Origin of the sequence: Mesorhizobium sp. M0571, assembly GCF_040320985.1 — a bacterium.
Taxonomy (GTDB): Bacteria; Pseudomonadota; Alphaproteobacteria; order Rhizobiales; family Rhizobiaceae; genus Mesorhizobium.
Genome location: NZ_JAMYQT010000002.1, coordinates 269,648 through 289,233 on the forward strand (window position 1 = coordinate 269,648; position 19,586 = coordinate 289,233).

The following is a 19,586-nucleotide window of genomic DNA, read 5'->3' on the forward strand; positions in this document are numbered from 1 at the left end:
ATCAGCTAAAGGCCGTGCGCACCCGCAGCCGCAATATGGCGAGCAGGCTGAAGCCGCGCACCAGCAGGAACACGTGCAGCGCCGCCCACAGGCCATGATTGCCGAAGGCCGGCGCCAGGATCAGCAGCGCGGCGCTGAACGCCAGGAATGATAGCAGCATCATGTTACGCATGTCGCTCGACCAGGTCGCGCCGATGAACACCCCGTCCATCTCGAAGGCCAACACGCCGCTGAGCGCGGTGAACGCCGCCCAAGGCAGGTAGATGTCGGCGATGGCGCGGACGTCTGTTGACGTCGTGATCAGGGCGATCAGATCGGTGCCTTCCAGCAGGAACACAAGCGTCGCCACGCCTGCCAGGCCGAGCCCCCAGAGCAGCGTCAGCCGCACCGCTTGGTCAAACGCCACGGCAGCACGGGCGCCGATGGCGCGCCCGGCGAGCTGTTCGGCAGCGGTGGCGAAACCATCGAGGAAATAGCCGGCAACCAGGAAGAGGTTCATCAGCACGGCGTTGGCGGCCAGCGTCAGCGTGCCGAACTGCGCGCCCTGGCGCGTGAACAGCGCAAAAGCGGCGAGCAGCGAAAAGGAGCGGATCATGATATCGCGATTGAGCGACATCATGCGCAGGAATGCCGGCAGATCGAGCACGCGATGGCGCGCCAGCCTGGGCGCCGCCCAGAAGCGCCGGCCGACGATGGCAAGACCAAGCAGCATGGCGACGAATTCGCCGGTGAGCGTCGCCCAGGCGACGCCGGCAACGCCCCAGCCGAGCTTCAGGCCAAGCAGGAAGCAGAGCGCGATATTGATGCTGTTGAGCACCAGTTGCAGCATCAGCCCGAGCCCGCCCTCGCCGCGCCCGAGCACGTAGCCGAGGATGGCGTAGTTGATCAGCGAGAACGGTGCTGCGAGCATCCTGATGCGGATATAGACGTCCATCGCGGCGCTAACGCGCGGTTCGGCGCCTATGAACCATTGCCCGGCAGTGGAAACCAGGGGCGCAAGTGCGGCAAGCACGATGCCGGCGACGACCGCGATCAGCACGGCGCGCCAGAACACCGCCTGCTCCTCCAGTGCATCGCCGCGCCCGAAGGCCTGGGCGACGAGGCCGGTGGTGCCGGAGCGCAGGAAGTTGAAGGTCGTGAAGACGACATCGAATATCAGGGCGCCGGCCGCCAGGCCGCCGAGAAGGGCGGCGTCGCCGAACTGCCCGACCACCGCCGTGTCGACCAGACCCAGCAGCGGCGTCGTCAGATAGGCAAGCGTCATCGGCACGGCGATGGCGAGCACCGAGCGGTTGGTGACGACGAAGGCCCTGGCTTCGGTGACGTGGGCTTTGGTGGGTAAAGCCTGCTCCAAACGCGTGTTGCTCCCTGTTGCGACTTGATCGGCTAGCCGATGTGCCGCAATTTCCGGACCTCACGCAACCATCCACCACGTATGGTCAACCGAAACCCGCCTCCGGCGCACCGGCCGTCCCATGCCCTTGCAGATCGTTCATCATCCCGACTACGACGCCGGTTTCGCCGTCAACCACCGCTTCCCGATGAGCAAATATCCGCTGCTGATGGAAGCCTTGAGCGCACGCGGTCTGGCGCGGCCGGACGCCCTCAACGTGCCCGAACCGGCGCTGGGGTCCTGGCTGAAGCTTGCCCATGCGGCCGACTATGTCGACCAGGTGCTTGCCTGCGAAGTGCCGGCAAAGATCGAGCGCGAGATCGGCTTTCCCATAGGACCGCGGGTTTCGCTGAGGGCGCAGCTCGCCACGGCCGGCACGGTGCTGGCGGCGCGGCTGGCCTTGCTGAAGGGCATCGCCTGCAACACGGCCGGCGGCAGTCATCATGCGCGGCGCGCGCAAGGCGCCGGCTTCTGCACCTTCAACGACGTGGTCGTTGCCTCGCTGGTGCTGCTCGCCGAAGGTGCTGTCCAAAACATCCTGGTTGTCGACCTCGACGTGCATCAGGGCGACGGCACGGCCGACATTCTGGGCGACGAGCCGCGCGTATTGACCTTCTCCATGCATGGCGACCGCAACTACCCAGTGCGCAAGATCGCCTCCAACCTCGACATTGCCCTGCCCGACGACACCGGCGATGCAGCCTATCTGGAGCGGCTGGGCGCCATCCTGCCGGAGCTGTCGGGGCGAAGGCGCTGGGACCTCGTCTTCTACAATGCCGGCGTCGACGTCCATGTCGAGGACCGGCTCGGCAGGCTGTCGCTCACGGATGACGGGCTGCGCGCCCGCGACGATATGGTGATCCGCCATTTCCGCACGCTCGGCGTCCCGGTTTGCGGCGTCATCGGCGGCGGCTATTCGACGGATGTCGCAGCACTGGCGGCGCGCCACGCCATCCTGTTCGAGGTGGCTGCTGGCTACGCGTGAAGCCTTTTTGTTTGAGCATGATCTTTTCCGAAAACCGGTTCCCACTTTTCGGGATCATGCTCTACTTCCGGTAGTTGGCGATCCTGAGCAGGATGAAGGCCGGCACGACGATCGCAGCACCAAGCAGGATATAGCCGAGGAAGCGGTCGATGGCGTGGAAGCCGAGGTTCCACAGGTCGATGAAGAATTTGCGGATGCCGTAGAGCACATCCATCGGCGACCAGCCGAAGGCGTTCATGACGAGGCCGACGAGGAACGACACGACGAGCAGCTTCAGGATCACCCGGAGCGGCGTATCGCCGAGAAAGCGGTTCAGTGCGGACAAGGCCTGTCTCCACAGTCGGGTGCCACGATTCGGGCACATGCCCAGAAATACGCAGTTGGCCGCGCTGCATCAAGGCGCCTCCTCAAATCGGATTGCGCATCGGCGTCGGGCCATGATATCGGAGGAACAGCGCGGGTATGATGTAATGGTAGCTTGTCAGCTTCCCAAGCTGAACGCGCGGGTTCGATTCCCGCTACCCGCTCCAGCTTGTGCCACGAGGCTTTGCGCCTGATTTGGTGAGCGCTGAAAACCAGCGGTTTTACAGCCCATGTTGTCCGCGGTTTGCCGGCCTTCATCTGTTCGGACGATGTGCCAGCTTATGGAATATCCCACATTGAAGTCGGCGGGGCTTGAAATGACCCCAACCGGAATGTCTACCCTTTGGCCCGCTGGCTTCTGCTGGCGGGCTTTTTTCGAGCATCACTCGGGCAGTTGCCGACGTGCATCGGTGTTCCATGCTGGCGGGCCTTTCTGGTCATGTCTTAGGGGTCTGGCAGGCGCAATCTCCCTGCAGCGCCTCGCCTAGCCCACCTCTCGCAGAATAAAATCGTGCAGCATCTTGGCGGCCGGCGACAGCGCGCGGTTCTTCACCGTGATTAGGCTGTAGGGCCTGACCTCGATGTCGAACTCGGTCTGGACGACGTCGATGGCGCCGGCCAGTCCTTCCGGGTTCTGGATGAATTTCGCGACCTGGATCGACACCGGCGCGATCGCGTCGGATTGCGCGACCATCACGAGCGTCAACAGCAGCGAACTGGTGTTGAGGATGCGATCCGGCAGCGCGATGTTGCGGTTCAAAAAGTTGCTTTCCATCGCCTGGCGCAGCGGCGAGCCGCCCGACTGGAACACCCAGTCATAGGCGGCGGTCTCCTCCAGCCGCACCGCCTTGCCTTTGGTCAGCGGGTGGCTGCGGCGCACGATCAGGCAGGCCTTTTCGACGCCGATGACACGGGCTTCGAACAGCCGCGGATTGAGGTCGTCGGGGATACGGGCGATGATGAAATCGTGGCGGGAGGCGATCAGCTCGCGTGCCAGCACGTTCGAGGTCTCGACCTGCATGGTGATCTCGATGCGCGGATAGAGGCGGCGGATCTCGCGGATGGCCGGCACCGCCAGCTCGATTGCCGGCGCCGTGACGGCACCCAGGAACACCGAACCGCCCTTGCCCGCCTTGAGCTCGAATATCTCGCGATCGACCTCGCGCATCTCGAGCAGGATCGACCGCGCACGCCGTGCCAGCGCCTTGCCATAGGGCGTCAGCGTGATTCCGCGCGGCAGCCTTTCGCAGAGCTTGACGTCGAGCACCGCCTCCATCTCGGCGATCATGCGCGAAGCGGCCGGCTGCGAGATGTTCATGACCTGGGCCGCGGCGCTCACCCGGCCGTGCTCGTCGAGGGCTGCGATCATGCGCATGTGGCGCAGGCTCAAGCCGCTGCGCAGCAGGGTTCCGCCCTCTCCCGGTACCTCATCGTAACCAGCTGAGATTGCAGCAGGATTTCGCAGCGCTGCCATGATTTTCCTTATTCCCACACCCCGCGCCCGACCAGTCATCCGGCAGCGTCGCCACTAGCTTTAGCCATATCAGTTTCGATATAGCAACCATCAAAGATCGCATTTGACAGTTATGGCAAAGCGACACACCCTTCGCGCGTCCTGAGACTTGACGATCGGTGACGGGGGAAAACTCGTGTCGATTGAAACCAGAGTTTCGGGGCCGATTGGGAGGATACCGGAGATCGATTGACGGCAGCGGCGCGTTTGGCGCTCCTGCACGATTGCGCGGCCCACGAAACCCAAGGGTACGCGTCCATCAACCAGGGAGAGTTAATGTGAAGATCATCAAGACACTGGCCGCCGTGGCGGCCCTTGGCATCGCGGCCATGACGCTGCCTGCGCAGGCAGGCGAAGGTCTGGTCGGCGTGCTGATGCCGACCAAGACCTCGCAGCGCTGGATCAATGACGGCGACGCCGTCAAGTCCCAGCTCGAGGCTCTCGGCTACACCGTCGACCTGCAATACGCGCAGGACGACATTCCAAACCAGCTCAGCCAGCTGGAAAACGAAATCACCAAGGGCCCGAAGGCGCTGATCATCGCCTCGATCGACGGCACGACCTTGTCGGACGCACTGCAGAAGGCGGCTGACGCCGGCGTCGTCGTCGTCGCCTATGACCGCCTGATCAAGAAGACCGGGAATGTCGACTACTACACCACATTCGACAATTTCGGCGTCGGCGTCATTCAGGCCAAATCGCTGCTCAAGGGCCTCGGCTATCCCGAGAAGAAGGGTCCGTTCAACATCGAGCTGTTCGGCGGTTCGCCGGACGACAACAATGCCTTCTTCTTCTATAACGGCGCCATGTCGGTTCTCCAGCCGCTGATCGACGACAAGACCCTCGTCGTGAAGTCCGGCCAGATGGGCATGGACAAGGTCGGCACGCTGCGCTGGCTGGCGGCGACGGCCCAGGCCCGCATGGACAATCTGCTCTCCGCCAACTACTCGGACGGCAGCCGCGTCGATGGCGTGCTCTCGCCCTATGACGGCCTGTCGCGCGGCATCATCGCCTCCTTGCGCGCCGTCGGTTACGGCACTGCCGATCAGCCATGGCCTGTTGTCACCGGCCAGGACGCCGAGACCGCTTCGGTCAAGGCGATCATCGCCGGCGAACAGTACTCGACCGTGTTCAAGGACACCCGCGAACTCGCCAAGTCGACGGTCGAGCTCGTCGACAAGGTGCTCTCGGGCGGCAAGCCGGAAGGCCTCGACACCAAGACCTACAACAACGACGTCAAGGTCGTTCCCTCGATCCTGCTGACGCCGCATGAGGTCGACAAGTCGAACTACCAGGCACTGGTGGTCGACTCCGGCTACATCAAGGCCGAAGAACTGAAGTAATCGCGGTTACAAAGCCTGGGGTCCTGCGCAGGCAGGGCCCCTTTTCGTTGGCGAGCCAGCCCGGTATTGTTTGCGGACCTCGCAGGAGTGGTATTCTCAATGGCATCGACGATTTTGGAGATGCGCGACATCACCAAGACGTTTCCCGGCGTCAAGGCGCTGTCGAATGTCAAGCTGATGGTCGAGGAAGGCGAGATCCATGCCGTGGTCGGCGAGAACGGCGCCGGCAAGTCGACGCTGATGAAGGTGCTGTCGGGCGTGTATCCGTCCGGCACCTATGACGGCCAGATCATTTATCGCGGCGATGAGTGCCATTTCAAAGGCATCCATGACAGCGAGCGCAAGGGCATCGTCATCATCCACCAGGAGCTTGCGCTGGTGCCGATGCTGTCAATCGCCGAAAACATCTTTCTCGGCAACGAGCAGGCCAGATACGGCGTCATCGACTGGAACGCCAGCGAGACGCGCACCAGCGCCCTGCTCAAGAAGGTCGGCCTCAAGGAAGACCCCAACACGCTGATCACCAATATCGGCGTCGGCAAGCAGCAGCTGGTCGAGATCGCCAAGGCGCTCAGCAAGGAAGTGAAGTTGCTCATTCTCGACGAGCCGACGGCGAGCCTGTCCGAAAAGGACAGCCAGGCGCTGCTCGATCTGCTGCTCGAATTCAAGCGGCAGGGCATCACTTCGATCCTGATCTCGCACAAGCTCAACGAGGTGAACCGGGTCGCCGACAAAGTCACCATCATCCGCGACGGGCGGACCATCGAGACGCTGGCCAAGAAGGACATCTCGGAGGACCGCATCATCACCTCGATGGTCGGCCGCTCGCTCGACGACCGCTATCCGCCGCGCGAGCCGAAGATCGGCGAGACCGTGCTTGAAGTGAAGAACTGGTCGGTCTACCACCCCATCCATGCCGAGCGGCAGGTCATCAAGGGCATCAACCTCAACGTTCGGAAGGGCGAGGTGGTCGGCATTGCCGGGCTCATGGGCGCCGGCCGGACCGAGTTTGCCATGAGCCTGTTCGGCCGGTCCTATGGCCGCCGCATCACCGGCGAGGTGTTCCTTAACGGCAAGCCGATCGATGTCTCCTCGGTGAGCAAGGCGGTGGAACACGGCATCGCCTACGTTACCGAGGACCGCAAGACCTACGGGCTCAACCTGATCGATCATATCAAGCACAACATCACGCTCGCCAACCTGCCCGGCGTGTCGCGCCATGGCGTGATCGACGATTTGCGCGAGCTTTCGGTCGCCAATGATTATCGCGGCAGGACCAATATCCGGGCCTCGAGCGTCTACCAGATGACCGGCAATCTTTCTGGCGGCAACCAGCAGAAGGTGGTGCTGTCGAAATGGCTGTTCGCCAATCCGGAAGTACTGATCCTCGACGAGCCGACGCGCGGCATCGATGTCGGCGCCAAGTATGAAATCTATACGATCATCGCGCGTCTCGCCTCCGAGGGTAAGGCGATCATCGTCATCTCGTCGGAAATGCCCGAACTGCTCGGCATCACCGACCGCATCTACGTCATGAATGAAGGGCGCATCGTGGGAGAAATGGCCGCGGCCGACGCAAGTCAGGAAAAGATCATGCGCGCCATCGTCCGCGGAGAAGGAAAAGCATCATGAGCACTGAAAGCGCTCCCGGGCCGCAGAGCGGCGTCGCCCAGGACCTACAACAGACACCTCGCATTGCCGTCTCGGCGCTGGTCACCAATCTGCGCGAATACGGCCTGATCCTGGCGCTGATAGCCATCATGGTGTTCTTCCAGTTCACGACGTCCGGAACGCTGTTCAAGCCGGTGAACCTGAGCAACCTGGTGCAGCAGAACAGCTTCATCATCGTGATGGCACTGGGCATGCTTTTGGTGATCGTCTCTGGCCATATCGATCTCAGCGTCGGCTCCGTCGCCGGCTTCATCGGCGCGCTGGCGGCGATGATGATGGTCATCTGGCCGCTCGGCCCTTTGAGCAATCCGCTGGTAGTGTCGATCATCTGCCTGATCGTGGGCGGCGCAATCGGCGCGGCACAAGGCTACTGGATTGCCTATCACCGAATACCGAGCTTCATCGTCACGCTGGCGGGCATGCTGATCTTCCGCGGCATCTGCCAGGCGCTGCTGGGTGGCGGGTCTTCCGTGGGGCCGCTTCCAGTCGGCTTCAAGGCGCTCAGTTCCGGCTTCATTCCGGACGTGATCGGCCCATTGACGCTGATACCACCGACGGTGAACGCCGCCGGCAAAACCATTGTCGGCAGCGGCCTGACGCTGCACATGACGACGATCTTGATCGGCCTCGTCGCCGTGCTCGCCTACGCCTATTTCGGGCTCAGGGCGCGGCGCAGCCGCGAGCGGCATGGCTACGAAGCCGAACCCTTCTCGCTGTTCGTCGTCAAGACCCTGGTGACCAGCGCGCTGGCGCTGTTTCTGGTCTACCAGTTCGCCACCTACAGAGGCCTGCCAATCGTTCTCATGGTGATGGGCGTGCTGATCGCGTTGTTCGTCTTCGTTACCAAACGCATGACGATCGGCCGCCGCATCTATGCGATGGGCGGCAATGCCAAGGCAGCGCAGCTATCGGGCATCAAGACCGAACGGCTGACGTTGATGGTGTTCATCAATATGGGCGTGCTGTCGGCACTCGGCGGCCTGATTATCGCGGCGCGCCTGGGGCAGGCTGTGCCGGCGGCGGGCCTCGGCAGCGAGCTCGACGTCATCGCCGCGGTGTTCATTGGTGGCGCTTCGGCGATGGGCGGCGTCGGCCAGGTCATCGGCGCGGTGGTCGGCGGTTTCATCATGGGTGTCATGAACAACGGCATGTCGATCATGGGCGTCAATGTCGACTGGCAGCAGGTGGTCAAAGGCCTGGTGCTGCTCGGCGCTGTCGTCTTCGACGTCTACAACAAGAACAAGGCTTGAGAGGCAACCAGGAGGCATACGGGTCACATCGCGGCGCTGCCGGGCGGCGCAAAGAAGTCCCCCGAGGGACCTGATCCGCGAGCGCAATCCGGACGAAGAATTTCAACCGAGGCGCGGACAGGGTCCGAGCCGCGCAGGGTAGGGTTTGCCAAGGAAGGCAGACCAGGCCCGCAATTCAGAGAGGGTTACCATGCTGATCTCACAGATCCTCGACGACGCCGAGACGATCCGCGTCGTTGCCCGCAACGGCGGCAAGACCCGCGTCATCAACGGCGCGCGCAGCGTCTATTCGCTGGCGATGGAAGCCGCCCGCACCGGCAGCGGGCTCGTCGCCCTGATCGAGCGCAAGGGCTTTGGCGAAACCGTCGATCTCGACGCCGCCTACAAGAAAGGGCGGCTGCTGTCGCCGATCAACCATCCCGATCCCGCGCATCTCCATCTCACCGGCACCGGGCTGACGCATCTCGGCTCCGCCGCGACCCGCGATTCAATGCACAAGAAGCTCAGCACGGACGGCGAGGAACAACTGACCGATTCCATGAAGATGTTCCGCATGGGCCTGGAAGGTGGCAAGCCGGCGAAAGGCCAAACCGGCGTGCAGCCGGAATGGTTCTACAAGGGTAACGGCACCATGGCAGTGGCGCCCGGCGCGGCGCTTATGTCGCCCGCCTTCGCCCAGGATGCCGGCGAGGAGCCGGAAATCGCCGGCATCTATGTAATCGGCGACGACGGCGCCCCGTTCCGCGTCGGCTTCACGCTGTCGAACGAGTTTTCCGACCATGTCACCGAACGCGTGAACTACCTCTTCCTCGCCCATTCCAAGCTGCGCAACGCCTCGTTCGGGCCAGAAATCCTGATCGGCGACCTGCCGTCCGACATCCGCGGCGCTTCACGCATCCTGCGCGACGGCAAGCTGCTTTGGGAAAAGCCGTTCCTGTCGGGCGAGGCGAACATGTCGCACACCATTAGCAATCTCGAGCATCACCACTTCAAATACTCGGCCTTCCGCCAGCCGGGCGACGTCCATGTGCACATGTTCGGTACGGCGACGCTGTCCTTCGCCGACGGCATCAGGACCGAGGCCGGCGACGTGTTCGAGATCGAGGCGCAGGATTTCGGTCTGCCGCTGCGCAACCCGCTCGAAATCGAGCAGCCGGTGAAGGTCGCCGTGAAGGCGCTTTGAACCGGGCATAACCCGCAAGCAAGGGAAGCAAGGGAAAGATCAGCGCGCGGCGCGGAAATGCTTGGACAGCTTCAGGCCCTGTGCCTGATAGTTGGAGCCGAGATCGGTGCCGTAGAGCGCCTGCGGCCGTTTCAGCATGTGCTCGTAGACCAGCCGTCCGACGATCTGGCCGTGGTCGAGGATGAACGGCACTTCGTGGCTGCGCACCTCGAGCACCGCCCGGCTGCCGGTGCCGCCCGACGCCGAATGACCGAAACCCGGATCGAAGAAGCCGGCATAGTGGACGCGGAATTCGCCGACCAGCGGATCGAACGGCGTCATTTCGGCGGCGTAGAGCGGCGGCACATGCACCGCCTCGCGCGACACCAGGATGTAGAATTCATCCGGGTCGAGCACCAGCTCGCCGGCGCCGCTCTTATAGAGCGGCTCCCAGAAATCGACGACATCCTGCGCGGCGCGCTTGTCGACATCGACGAGGCCAGTGTGGTGCTTGCCGCGATAGCCGACCAGCCCGTCCTTGTCGCCGTCGAGGTCGATCGACAGCGCGATGCCGCCGCCTGAGATGTTGGGCGGCTCGGTGGCGACCAGCATCTCGGCGCGATGCAAGTCGTGCAACTCGCTTTCAGACAAAAGCGCATTGCCGGTGCGGAACCTGATCTGCGACAGCCGCGAGCCGGTGCGCACGACGATCGGGAAGGTGCGCGGGCTGACCTCCAGATAGAGCGGACCTTCGTAGCCGGCGGTGATCTTGTCGAACTCGTGGCCACGGTCGGTCATTACCCGGGTGAAGATGTCGAGCCGTCCGGTCGAGCTCTTCGGGTTAGCCGAAGCCGAAATATGCGGGGGCAGCGCCAGGCTTTCGAGCAGCGGCACGATGTAGACGCAGCCGGTTTCCAGCACGGCACCTTCGGCGAGGTTGATCTCGTGCAACTTCAGCCGGTCGAGCTTGTCGACAACCCTGTGGTCCGGGCCGGGCAAGAAGGAAGCACGCACCCGCCAGGCCTTGTCGCCGAGCCTCAGGTCAAGGCTGGCCGGCTGGATCTGATCGGCATCGAGCGCGCGCGGCGACTTCAGCGCGCCCGACTGGAACAGCGCGGAAATATTCTGATCGGGAAGAATGCCTGTCTGCCGCAAGGGTCTGGCTCCGCTCGAACGCCGGGCGAGGTCTTGTTCTGTCGCAGGTCCTTGCCACAAACCGTGGGATGCCTTCGGCACCTGCTTGGTACAACCCTCTTAATCATACCGGCAATTGACGCAAGCGCGGTGCGGGTCTAAAGGGTCGTTATCCCGTGGTGATTTGGCCGGTCGGCTTGCAGCCACGTTAAACAAGTCGCTAAAGGACCGTCTGGCCGCAAGGCCGTATGGACCGGTTGCGACTTTCGCGACCGGTTTTTTGTTGTTTGGATAGGGTAATGATCAAGAAGCGCGACTGGAAGCCTCAGACCGCACTCGTGCATGCCGGGACGCTGCGTTCCGGCTTCGGCGAGACCTCCGAGGCGATGTATCTCACCCAAGGCTATGTCTACGAGACGGCGCAAGCGGCGGAAGCCCGCTTCAAGGGCGAGGAGCCGGGCTTCATCTATTCGCGCTATGCCAATCCGACGGTCGACATGTTCGAAAAGCGCATGTGCGCGCTGGAAGGCGCCGAGGACGCGCGCGCCACGGCGTCCGGCATGGCGGCGGTGACGGCAGCACTGCTGTGCAGCGCCAAAGCGGGCGACCATATCGTGGCGGCGCGCGCACTGTTCGGCTCCTGCCGCTGGGTGGTCGAGACGCTGGCGCCGAAATACGGCATCGAGGCAACGCTGGTCGACGGCACCGACATCGCCAATTGGGAAAAAGCGGTCAAGCCCAACACCAAACTGTTCTTCCTGGAAAGCCCGACCAATCCGACGCTGGAGGTGGTCGACATCGCCGCCGTCGCGGCGCTTGCCAACTCGATCGGCGCCAGGCTGATCGTCGACAATGTCTTCGCCACGCCCTTGCAGCAAAAACCCTTGCAGCTCGGCGCCCACATCGTCGTCTATTCGGCCACGAAGCATATTGACGGCCAAGGGCGCTGCCTTGGCGGCGTTATCTTGTCGGACAAGAAATGGATCGACGAGAATCTGCATGACTATTTCCGCCACACCGGGCCCAGCCTCTCGCCCTTCAATGCCTGGACCCTGCTGAAAGGCCTGGAGACGCTGCCGCTGCGTGTGCGACAGCAGACGGAAAGTGCCGGCCGGATCGCGGACTTTCTCGCCGAGCGCCCGGAAATCGCCCGCGTCATCTATCCCGGCCGCGCCGACCACCCGCAAGCGGCCGTGGTCAAGAAGCAGATGTCGGGCGGCTCGACGCTGATCTGCCTCGATGTGAAGGGCGGCAAGCCGGCGGCCTTTGCCTTCCAGAACGCGCTCGACATCGTGCTGATTTCCAACAATCTCGGCGACGCCAAGAGCCTGATCACCCATCCCGCGACGACCACGCACAAGAACTTGACCGATGAGGCCCGCGCCGAGCTCGGCATCGGACCGGGCACGCTCAGGCTTTCCGTCGGCCTGGAAGATACCGACGATCTGCTCGAAGATATCGAACAAGCGCTGAGAGCTGCCGGATAAGGGGCTGACCGAACAGAGGTGAGCGGGACGTGCCCTCAGGCGCCGGACGGGGTCTCTTCCAGTTCCGCGACGGCCTTGGTTTGGATGGTCATCACGTTGCCGCGCCAGTCGACGGCGCTGCTCAGCCAGCCGCGCGCCCAAATGGCGGGAAGCATCACGTCCCGCGCCATCATCGCCGGGATGGTGCGCAGCGACAGGTGCCATCCCTTGGCTGAGGCCAGGGCGCATTCCGGCAGGTAGGCCGCGACCAGCACGGCAATGGCGGTGGCCGGTAGGCTGACGCCGGCATCCGCCGCCGCGATCAGCGCAAGCACCAGCGGCGGCGCCGCGCCGATCAGGATCTCGGGGGCGAAGAACAGCGCAAAGGTGACGCGGCGCAGGCGTGCCCAGCGGGCCTGCCGGGACCAGATCTCGCCCAACGTGCGCCGGGCGAGCGGCTGTTCGAAGGGCGAGGCGACAAGGTTGACGCGCAATCCGAGCCGGTTCACCAGCTTGGTCGCGGCGGCGTCCTCGGCGATCTCGGCGGCCAGCGCGCGGATGCCGCCATTGGCGTCGAGCATCGGCTTGTTCCACAACATGCTCTTGCCCTGGGCAAAGCCGAGACCGAGCGCCTCGCCGGCATATTGCCAGCGCGCCTGCAGCGGGTTGAGAAAGGCGCATTCGACCTCCCCCCAAAACCCGTCCGGTCGCGAGCCGATCGGCGTCGAGCAGACAAGGCCGGTATCGGGCCGCCATGCCGCCATCAGCTGCTGGACATAATCGCTCGGCATAAGCACGTTGGAATCGGCAAGGATGACCCAGCGATAATGCGCTGCTTCCCAACCCTTCACGCAATTGTTGAGTTTCGGATTGCCGCTGATGCGGTCGTCGCCGACAAGCAGCCGGGCGCGTATAGCTGGAAAACGCGCCATTGCGGCGGTGATCGGCTTGACCACCGGGTCGTCGGCATGGGCGACGCAGAAGATGAGTTCGTAGCGCGGCCAGTCGAGTGAGAAGGCGCGCTCCAGCGTCTCATCGGCAAACGGCTCGACGCCGCGCGCCGGGACGACGATCGATACCGGCGGCGCGTTGGCGGCGGGCGGTGCGATCCTGGCTGGTCGCTTCAGCTTCAGCGAAGCTAACAGGATGCTGGCGAGATTTGAAAGAAGGAGGGCTATGGAAAGGAGGGCGGCTGCGAACGTCGGTTCCATCGATATCTGGTCACTCCAGAAATGTCGGCCGCATGACGGCCGTTTTCAACAATTCGACAGAACGCTGAGTCGCCCGGCACAAGCCTGCACACCATCATTGTCGTGTGTCACTCAAATGACATTGTTTTTCGGCACCTGCGCTTGAGATCGGGCAAGGAGACGACGCGCATCGTTGACCAAACTGCGCTGAGCGTCGAAAATTCCGTCTACATGGCTTTGGAGCAGTTTATGTACAGTGCCGTCACCCGCAACATCGAAGTGCAGGTCAGGCCGTTCTATCTGGAGGATCACTCCGACCCGCCGCAAAACCGCTATGTCTGGGGCTACCAGGTGACCATCGACAATCAGTCGGACGAGTTCGTGCAGCTTCTGTCGCGCTACTGGCACATTACCGACGGCACCGGCAAGGTCGAGGAAGTGCGCGGCCCCGGGGTCGTCGGCGAGCAACCCGGACTCAACCCCGGCGACAGCTATCAGTATACGTCTGGATGCCCGCTCTCGACCCCGTCCGGCATCATGGTCGGGCACTACACAATGCGCAACAAGCGGGGCGAAACGTTCGACGTCGCCATCCCCGCCTTCTCGCTCGATTTGCCGGGCACGCGGCGCACCGTCAATTGACGGCCGTCATCCGGCCGCTGCAAACTCCGCCGGGTCGAAGTCATATTGTTTCGAGCAGAATTCGCAGGCGACGTGAATGCTGCCATCCTCGGTGCTGTCCCTGATCTCCTCGGCGGAAAAACCTTCGAGGATGCCGCGGATCTTCTCCCTCGAGCATGAGCACTGGTCGGCGACCGGCGCGCCGCCGAAGACGCGGACGCCATGCTCGTGGAACAGCCGGTAAAGCAGCCGCTCGGCACCGATCGTCGGATCGATCAGCTCGGTCGGTTCAATGGTACCAAGCAGCGCCAGCAGTTCCTGCCAGGAATTGTCGGTCGGGTCGTGAATTTCCTCACGCGGATCGCCGTCGCCGCCGGGAAGGTCAGGCACGCGCATGCGCTCTGGCGACTGCGGCAGGAACTGTGCCAACAGGCCACCGGCGCGCCATTGCTCGCGGGCACCGCCGACGCCGGGCGTCAGAAGCTTGGCCACCGAAAGCCGAAGGTCGGTCGGAATCTGCTCCGACTGGCGGAAATAGGTCCGTGCGGCTTCCTCCAGTGTGACGCCGTCAAGCTGGACGATGCCCTGGTAACGTTGCGTGTGGGCGCCCTGGTCGATGGTCAGCGCCAGGACGCCGCTGCCGAGCAGCGTCTGCGGTGACGTCTCGCCGGCGGCCGTCAAAGCCTCCAGCCGGTCGGCATCGAAGCGGGCATAGGCGCGCAGCGCGTGCGGCGTGGAGAAATCCGCGACCAGCATGTCGACCGGCCCGTCGGTGCGGGTCTGCAGAATGAACTTGCCCTCGAACTTCAGCGAAGTTCCGAGCAGTACCGTCAGCACACAGGCTTCGGCCAGTAGCCGGCCCACCGGCTCGGGATAGTCGTGGCGGCTGAGGATGGCATCGAGCATCGGCCCGAGCTGGACGGTGCGGCCGCGCACGTCGAGCGGGCCGACCTCGAACGGCACGACATGGTCGTCGCCGGCATAGCCGAATTCGCCGAGCTTGGGTTGATATTCAGCCAATTGATGAGTTTCCAACATGACAAAGCTCCGGGGCGCGGCGATGCCGCCCTTCGGGGCGCATGCGACGAGACGCGCTCGATTTGCGTGATGCGCCTGAGATAGGCACCACGCACTCCCGGATCAAGGCGGCCCGGATCGGGCCGGCCCGGATCACGGCGGCCCGGATCAAGCGCCCAGGCACCAGGCCAAAACCGCCTTCTGGGCATGGAGCCGGTTCTCGGCCTCGTCAAACACCACCGAATGCGGCCCGTCGATGACCTCGTCGGTGACCTCTTCGCCGCGATGCGCCGGCAGACAGTGCATGAACAGCGCGTCCGGTTTGGCCTTCGCCATCAACGCCGCATTGACCTGGTAGGGCAAGAAGACATTGTGGCCGCGGGCACGGTGCTCCTGGCCCATCGACACCCAGCAGTCGGTGACGATGCAGTCGGCCTCGTGAACGGCCTCCTCGGGCGAACGGGTGAATTTCAGCTTGCCGCCATTGGCTTTCGCCCAGTCGACATGCTTCTGAGCCGGTTCGCTGCCCTCGGGCACGGCGACGTTCAGCTTGAAGCGGAACCGCGCAGAGGCCTCCAGTAAGGAATGCAGGACGTTGTTGCCGTCGCCAGTCCAGGCGATCGTCTTGCCGGCCACCGGACCGCGATGCTCTTCGAAGGTCATGATGTCGGCCATCAACTGGCAGGGATGGGTCTCGTCGGTCAGCCCGTTGATGACGGGGACCGTAGCGTTTTCCGTCAGTTCCAGCAGCCGGTCATGCGAGGTGGTGCGGATCATGATGGCATCGACATAACGCGACAGCACCTTGGCCGTGTCGGCGATGGTCTCGGAGCGGCCAAGCTGCATCTCGGTGCCAGTCAGCATGATCGTCTCGCCACCCAGCTGCCGCATGCCGACGTCGAACGACACGCGCGTGCGCGTCGAGGGCTTGTCGAAGATCATCGCCAGCACCTTGCCTTCGAGCGGCTTGGTGCGTTCGCCGGCCTTGAGCCTTGCTTTTCGTACAGCCGCATCGTCCAGCATGAAGCGCAGATCGCCTTCGGAAACGGCGGAAAGATCGGTGAAATGGCGAAGGGACATCAGGAATTCCAGGATTACTTCGCGGCGGCAGCGACGATGGCATCCGCCAGGCTCTTGGCGCCGGCACGAATGCGCTCGAGCGCCTCGTGGATCTCGGCATCGGTGACGGTGAGAGGCGGCAGCAGGCGGATAACGTTGTCGCCGGCCGGAACCGTCAAGAGATGCTGGTCGCGCAGTGCCACCGTGACCTTGGTGTTGGGCATCGCGCATTTAAGGCCGAGCATCAGGCCGGTGCCCCTGATGCTTTCGATAACGTCCGGAAATTCGTCGGCGACACCGGCCAGCCCCTGCTTCAGGAGCAGTGCCTTGCGCCGGACGTCATCGAGGAAGCTGTCTTCCAGCACCACGTCGAGCACGGCGTTGCCGACCGCCATCGCCAGCGGATTGCCGCCAAAGGTAGTGCCGTGCACGCCGGCGGTCATCCCAACCGCTGCCTCCTCGGTGGCGAGGCAGGCGCCCATCGGGAAGCCGCCGCCGATGCCCTTGGCGACCGCCATGATGTCGGGTGTGATACCCGCCCACTCATGCGCGAACAGCTTTCCGGTGCGGCCGACGCCGCATTGGACCTCGTCGAAAATCAGGAGCAAGCCGTGCTGATCGCAGAGCTGCCTGAGCCGCTTCAGCGATTGCGTCGGCACTTGCCTGATGCCGCCCTCGCCCTGCACCGGCTCGATCAGGATCGCCGCGGTTTCAGGCGTGATCGCCTTTTCGGCGGCGTCGATGTCGTCGAAGCCGACCTGGTCGAAGCCGTCGACTTTGGGGCCGAAACCTTCCAGATATTTGTACTGGCCGCCGGCGGCGATGGTCGCCAGGGTGCGGCCGTGGAAGGCGCCTTCGAAGGTGATGGTGCGGAAGCGCTCGGGATGGCCCTTGACGAAGTGGTAGCGCCGCGCCGTCTTGATGGCGCATTCGAGCGCCTCTGCGCCGGAATTGGTGAAGAACACCTTGTCGGCGAAGCTGGCATCGGCCAGCCGCTCGCCGAGCCGGCCCTGTCCCGGAATCTCGTACAGATTGGAGACATGCCAGAGCTTGGCGGCCTGCTCGGTGAGGGCCGCGACCAGATGCGGATGGCTGTAGCCCAATGAATTCACGGCGATGCCGCCGGCGAAATCGAGATATCGCTCGCCCTTGTCGGTGACCAGCCACGTGCCTTCCCCGTGGTCGAAAGCCAAGGGTGCGCGAACAAAGGTCTCGAAAAGCGCCGAACCGCTCATTATATGCGTCTCCGGAACCGGAAAATCAAAAAGCCGCCAAAGCGGCGGCCCTTGTGGCTTATCGTGTTTTTCGGCCGTGAAGTCAACGAAAAGGTCGCGCAAGGAAGCGCGGCAAGCCCTCCAGCAGGACGCCGGCTCATAAGCGACCGGGCAAGTTGGGGAAAACCGAAAAAACCGATTCGTGTTGGCCTCGGGACTCTTGTCACCGAGTCCGCGCATAAGGTAATTGTAGTAGAGAAATAACTAGATTTCGTGCGGCGGACCTAATCACCCGATATATGTGGTGTCTGCCCGGCAGAAGCCGGGTCGGGAATGGATTCCGATTGCCGCACATTTCAGCAGGAGCGCGGTCTCATGAACTGGACTGACGAGCGAGTCGAACTTCTCAGAAAATTGTGGTCGGAGGGCCTCAGCGCCAGCCAGATCGCTGCACAGCTTGGCGGGGTCAGCCGCAATGCGGTGATCGGTAAAGTGCACCGGCTGAAACTATCCGGCCGCGGACGCACGACCGCCTCACCGGCACGCCAGAAGAAGACGGTCCAGGGATCGACGATCCAGAAATCGGTGTCGCGGGCGGCAAGCGCTACGCGCCATGTCACCACGTCGATCGGCGCGACCGCGCTCAAGGCGCAATTCGACGCCGAACCGGTGTCGCGCCACTATATCCGCCCGGTCGAAAACGTCGTCGTGCCGATCTCGCGGCATCTGCAACTCGTCGAGCTGAACGAGCGCACCTGCAAATGGCCGAATGGCGATCCGCTTTCCGAAGACTTCCATTTCTGCGGCAACGACGCCGCCGAAACCGGGCCCTACTGCAAATACCACGCCCGCGTGGCGTTCCAGCCGGCTTCGGAGCGGCGGCGGAGCAGGTGAATGGTGAATGGTGAATGGTGAATGGTGAATGGTGAATGGTGAATGGTGAATGGATATCCGGGCCGAAGGCCGACATGTGAACTGATTTTAACTATTCACCATTTACTATTCACTATTCACAACCACCCGTTCTTGCGAAACCGCCAGTAGAGAAACGTGCAGATCAGGGCGATTGCCGCCAGTACGGCCGGGTAGCCATATTCCATCCTCAGTTCCGGCATGTCGCTGAAATTCATGCCGTAGATGCCGGCGAATGCTGTCGGCACGGCCAAGATGGCGGCCCATGAGGCAAGCTTCTTGGAGATCGCCGTCTCCTGGCTCTGACCGACCAGAAGGCTCGCCTCGAAGGCGAAGGCGAGAACCTCACGCAGGCTGTCGATCTTTTCCTGGACAGTGCGGATATGGTCGGTGACGTCGCGAAACAGTGGGTGCATGGCTGTATGAATTTGCGGCAGATCGGCGCTGGTCAGCCGCCGGCAGACCTCCACCAGCGGCAGGGCCGCATTACGCAGGCGCAAGAGATCGCGGCGCAGCATGTAAAGCCGCTCGATGTCGGAGCCGGTCATCGGTTTCAGCAGAACCTTGTCCTCGATCGCCTCGACCTCGTTTTCGATCTGCTCGAGCACCGGCATGTAGTTGTCGACGATGAAATCGAGAATGGCGTAGAGGACGAAATCCTCGCCCTTGGCGAGGGAATGCGGACAGCTTTCCCAATGCTGGCGAACGGCGGCGTAGGAGGTCGACGGGCCATGCCTGACGCTGACGATGTAGCCGGCGCCGACGAACAGATGCGTCTCGCCGAAGGTGACACGGCTGTCGATCAACTGCGCCGTGCGGGCAACGATGAACAGGGCATCGCCATATTGCTCGATCTTCGGCCGTTGGTGCGGATGCTCGGCGTCCTCAATCGCCAGCTCATGCAGATGGAATTGCGCCTGGACGCGAAGCAACAAATTGCGGTCGGGCTCCAGCAGTCCGATCCAGACGACATGGCCCGGCTTCCCGGCCCATTCGCCGGCTTCCTCGATCGGTATGTCGGCGATGCGCCGCCCAGCTGTATAGACGCTGCAAGCGATTATGCCCGACATCGGCGGCGCAGGAGCAAACTCGCGGACATATTCCATCGCAGCCTCCTGAAGGCAGGCCTTCATCGCGGAACTGAGAAGTCGGCGCGTCAAAGCTTAGCGCAATTTTCTCTCAGGTGGCGAATCCGAAATTCGCATCAGTGTCGAGCAGCAGGGGAGCTGCTTTTCTGATTTGAGAGCCACTCCACCAAGCCGCGAATCCAGCGCGGCCACCACGCTTGGTTTC

General features: G+C 63.1%; 17 protein-coding genes, 1 tRNA gene and 1 riboswitch. Of the genes, 9 read left to right on the plus strand and 9 right to left on the minus strand.

Going from position 1 to position 19,586, the window contains the following annotated elements; genetic code table 11:
• Position 1: 1 nt before the first annotated feature.
• A complete protein-coding gene (locus NKI85_RS03775) occupies positions 2-1,354 on the minus strand; it encodes an MATE family efflux transporter (protein WP_352526808.1) in 1,353 nt (450 codons plus the stop codon).
• Positions 1,355-1,475: 121 nt separating this feature from the next.
• Here NKI85_RS03775 and NKI85_RS03780 point away from each other — a divergent pair, with 121 nt between their 5' ends.
• On the plus strand, positions 1,476-2,378 hold the full coding sequence (locus tag NKI85_RS03780; protein WP_352526807.1) for a histone deacetylase family protein: 903 nt from the start codon (positions 1,476-1,478) through the stop codon (positions 2,376-2,378).
• 61 nt (positions 2,379-2,439) lie between these two features.
• On the opposite strand, the gene NKI85_RS03785 is transcribed toward NKI85_RS03780, so the two are convergent.
• Positions 2,440-2,703, minus strand: coding sequence for a DUF6460 domain-containing protein (locus tag NKI85_RS03785; protein ID WP_023677362.1), 264 nt, complete (start codon positions 2,701-2,703; stop codon positions 2,440-2,442).
• 131 nt (positions 2,704-2,834) lie between these two features.
• Here NKI85_RS03785 and NKI85_RS03790 point away from each other — a divergent pair.
• Positions 2,835-2,908, plus strand: a tRNA-Gly gene (locus NKI85_RS03790).
• Positions 2,909-3,225: 317 nt separating this feature from the next.
• Here NKI85_RS03790 and NKI85_RS03795 read toward each other — a convergent pair.
• Positions 3,226-4,215 (minus strand): LysR family transcriptional regulator, encoded by a 990-nt coding sequence (locus NKI85_RS03795; protein WP_352526806.1) that lies wholly within the window; start codon positions 4,213-4,215, stop codon positions 3,226-3,228.
• Positions 4,216-4,532: 317 nt separating this feature from the next.
• On the opposite strand from NKI85_RS03795, the gene chvE reads away from it, so the two are divergent.
• From chvE to araD1, 4 genes are all read left to right on the plus strand, one after another.
• On the plus strand, positions 4,533-5,597 hold the full coding sequence (chvE, locus tag NKI85_RS03800) for a multiple monosaccharide ABC transporter substrate-binding protein (RefSeq protein ID WP_352526805.1): 1,065 nt from the start codon (positions 4,533-4,535) through the stop codon (positions 5,595-5,597).
• A gap of 99 nt (positions 5,598-5,696) precedes the next feature.
• A complete protein-coding gene (gene mmsA / locus NKI85_RS03805) occupies positions 5,697-7,229 on the plus strand; it encodes a multiple monosaccharide ABC transporter ATP-binding protein (protein ID WP_352776082.1) in 1,533 nt (510 codons plus the stop codon).
• Complete coding sequence (mmsB, locus tag NKI85_RS03810; RefSeq protein ID WP_352526803.1) at positions 7,226-8,518, plus strand: multiple monosaccharide ABC transporter permease; 1,293 nt, start codon at positions 7,226-7,228, stop codon at positions 8,516-8,518. Before mmsA ends, mmsB begins: the two co-directional genes overlap by 4 nt.
• A gap of 190 nt (positions 8,519-8,708) precedes the next feature.
• Complete coding sequence (gene araD1 / locus NKI85_RS03815) at positions 8,709-9,701, plus strand: AraD1 family protein (RefSeq protein ID WP_352526802.1); 993 nt, start codon at positions 8,709-8,711, stop codon at positions 9,699-9,701.
• A 39-nt stretch (positions 9,702-9,740) separates the two neighbouring features.
• Here araD1 and NKI85_RS03820 read toward each other — a convergent pair whose 3' ends face one another.
• On the minus strand, positions 9,741-10,835 hold the full coding sequence (locus NKI85_RS03820) for a 2'-deoxycytidine 5'-triphosphate deaminase (protein WP_352526801.1): 1,095 nt from the start codon (positions 10,833-10,835) through the stop codon (positions 9,741-9,743).
• A gap of 145 nt (positions 10,836-10,980) precedes the next feature.
• Positions 10,981-11,058: riboswitch (SAM riboswitch) on the plus strand.
• A gap of 55 nt (positions 11,059-11,113) precedes the next feature.
• Between NKI85_RS03820 and NKI85_RS03825 the strand changes: the two genes are divergently transcribed.
• Positions 11,114-12,301 (plus strand): O-succinylhomoserine sulfhydrylase, encoded by a 1,188-nt coding sequence (locus tag NKI85_RS03825; protein WP_352526800.1) that lies wholly within the window; start codon positions 11,114-11,116, stop codon positions 12,299-12,301.
• A 35-nt stretch (positions 12,302-12,336) separates the two neighbouring features.
• Here NKI85_RS03825 and NKI85_RS03830 read toward each other — a convergent pair whose 3' ends face one another.
• A complete protein-coding gene (locus NKI85_RS03830; protein WP_352776084.1) occupies positions 12,337-13,491 on the minus strand; it encodes a ceramide glucosyltransferase in 1,155 nt (384 codons plus the stop codon).
• A gap of 228 nt (positions 13,492-13,719) precedes the next feature.
• Here NKI85_RS03830 and apaG point away from each other — a divergent pair, with 228 nt between their 5' ends.
• Positions 13,720-14,112, plus strand: a complete 393-nt coding sequence (gene apaG / locus NKI85_RS03835) for a Co2+/Mg2+ efflux facilitator ApaG/CorD (protein ID WP_254816331.1) — start codon at positions 13,720-13,722, stop codon at positions 14,110-14,112.
• Between the two features lie 6 nt (positions 14,113-14,118).
• Here the strand turns inward: apaG and NKI85_RS03840 are convergent, their stop codons facing one another.
• From NKI85_RS03840 to NKI85_RS03850, 3 genes are all read right to left on the minus strand, one after another.
• Entirely contained in the window at positions 14,119-15,129 is a 1,011-nt protein-coding gene (locus NKI85_RS03840; RefSeq protein ID WP_352526798.1) for an Hsp33 family molecular chaperone, read from the minus strand.
• Between the two features lie 147 nt (positions 15,130-15,276).
• Positions 15,277-16,188: an ornithine carbamoyltransferase gene (gene argF / locus NKI85_RS03845; protein ID WP_352526797.1), complete on the minus strand. Its 912-nt coding sequence runs from the start codon at positions 16,186-16,188 to the stop codon at positions 15,277-15,279.
• Between the two features lie 14 nt (positions 16,189-16,202).
• Entirely contained in the window at positions 16,203-17,402 is a 1,200-nt protein-coding gene (locus NKI85_RS03850) for an aspartate aminotransferase family protein (protein ID WP_352776087.1), read from the minus strand.
• A gap of 354 nt (positions 17,403-17,756) precedes the next feature.
• Here NKI85_RS03850 and NKI85_RS03855 point away from each other — a divergent pair, with 354 nt between their 5' ends.
• Positions 17,757-18,275: a GcrA family cell cycle regulator gene (locus NKI85_RS03855; protein ID WP_352526795.1), complete on the plus strand. Its 519-nt coding sequence runs from the start codon at positions 17,757-17,759 to the stop codon at positions 18,273-18,275.
• 116 nt (positions 18,276-18,391) lie between these two features.
• On the opposite strand, the gene NKI85_RS03860 is transcribed toward NKI85_RS03855, so the two are convergent.
• On the minus strand, positions 18,392-19,399 hold the full coding sequence (locus tag NKI85_RS03860; protein WP_352526794.1) for a magnesium and cobalt transport protein CorA: 1,008 nt from the start codon (positions 19,397-19,399) through the stop codon (positions 18,392-18,394).
• Positions 19,400-19,586: the final 187 nt, after the last annotated feature.

Bases quoted from the DNA above. Each gene is read 5' to 3' on its own strand.
- mmsB (WP_352526803.1), top strand. From the start codon at position 7,226: ATGAGCACTGAAAGCGCTCCCGGGCCGCAGAGCGGCGTCGCCCAGGAC.
- NKI85_RS03855 (WP_352526795.1), top strand. From the start codon at position 17,757: ATGAACTGGACTGACGAGCGAGTCGAACTTCTCAGAAAATTGTGGTCG.
- mmsA (WP_352776082.1), top strand. From the start codon at position 5,697: ATGGCATCGACGATTTTGGAGATGCGCGACATCACCAAGACGTTTCCC.
- apaG (WP_254816331.1), top strand. From the start codon at position 13,720: ATGTACAGTGCCGTCACCCGCAACATCGAAGTGCAGGTCAGGCCGTTC.
- araD1 (WP_352526802.1), top strand. From the start codon at position 8,709: ATGCTGATCTCACAGATCCTCGACGACGCCGAGACGATCCGCGTCGTT.
- NKI85_RS03830 (WP_352776084.1), bottom strand. From the start codon at position 13,491: ATGGAACCGACGTTCGCAGCCGCCCTCCTTTCCATAGCCCTCCTTCTT.
- NKI85_RS03795 (WP_352526806.1), bottom strand. From the start codon at position 4,215: ATGGCAGCGCTGCGAAATCCTGCTGCAATCTCAGCTGGTTACGATGAG.
- NKI85_RS03780 (WP_352526807.1), top strand. From the start codon at position 1,476: ATGCCCTTGCAGATCGTTCATCATCCCGACTACGACGCCGGTTTCGCC.
- NKI85_RS03825 (WP_352526800.1), top strand. From the start codon at position 11,114: ATGATCAAGAAGCGCGACTGGAAGCCTCAGACCGCACTCGTGCATGCC.
- NKI85_RS03840 (WP_352526798.1), bottom strand. From the start codon at position 15,129: ATGTTGGAAACTCATCAATTGGCTGAATATCAACCCAAGCTCGGCGAA.
- argF (WP_352526797.1), bottom strand. From the start codon at position 16,188: ATGTCCCTTCGCCATTTCACCGATCTTTCCGCCGTTTCCGAAGGCGAT.
- NKI85_RS03860 (WP_352526794.1), bottom strand. From the start codon at position 19,399: ATGGAATATGTCCGCGAGTTTGCTCCTGCGCCGCCGATGTCGGGCATA.
- NKI85_RS03850 (WP_352776087.1), bottom strand. From the start codon at position 17,402: ATGAGCGGTTCGGCGCTTTTCGAGACCTTTGTTCGCGCACCCTTGGCT.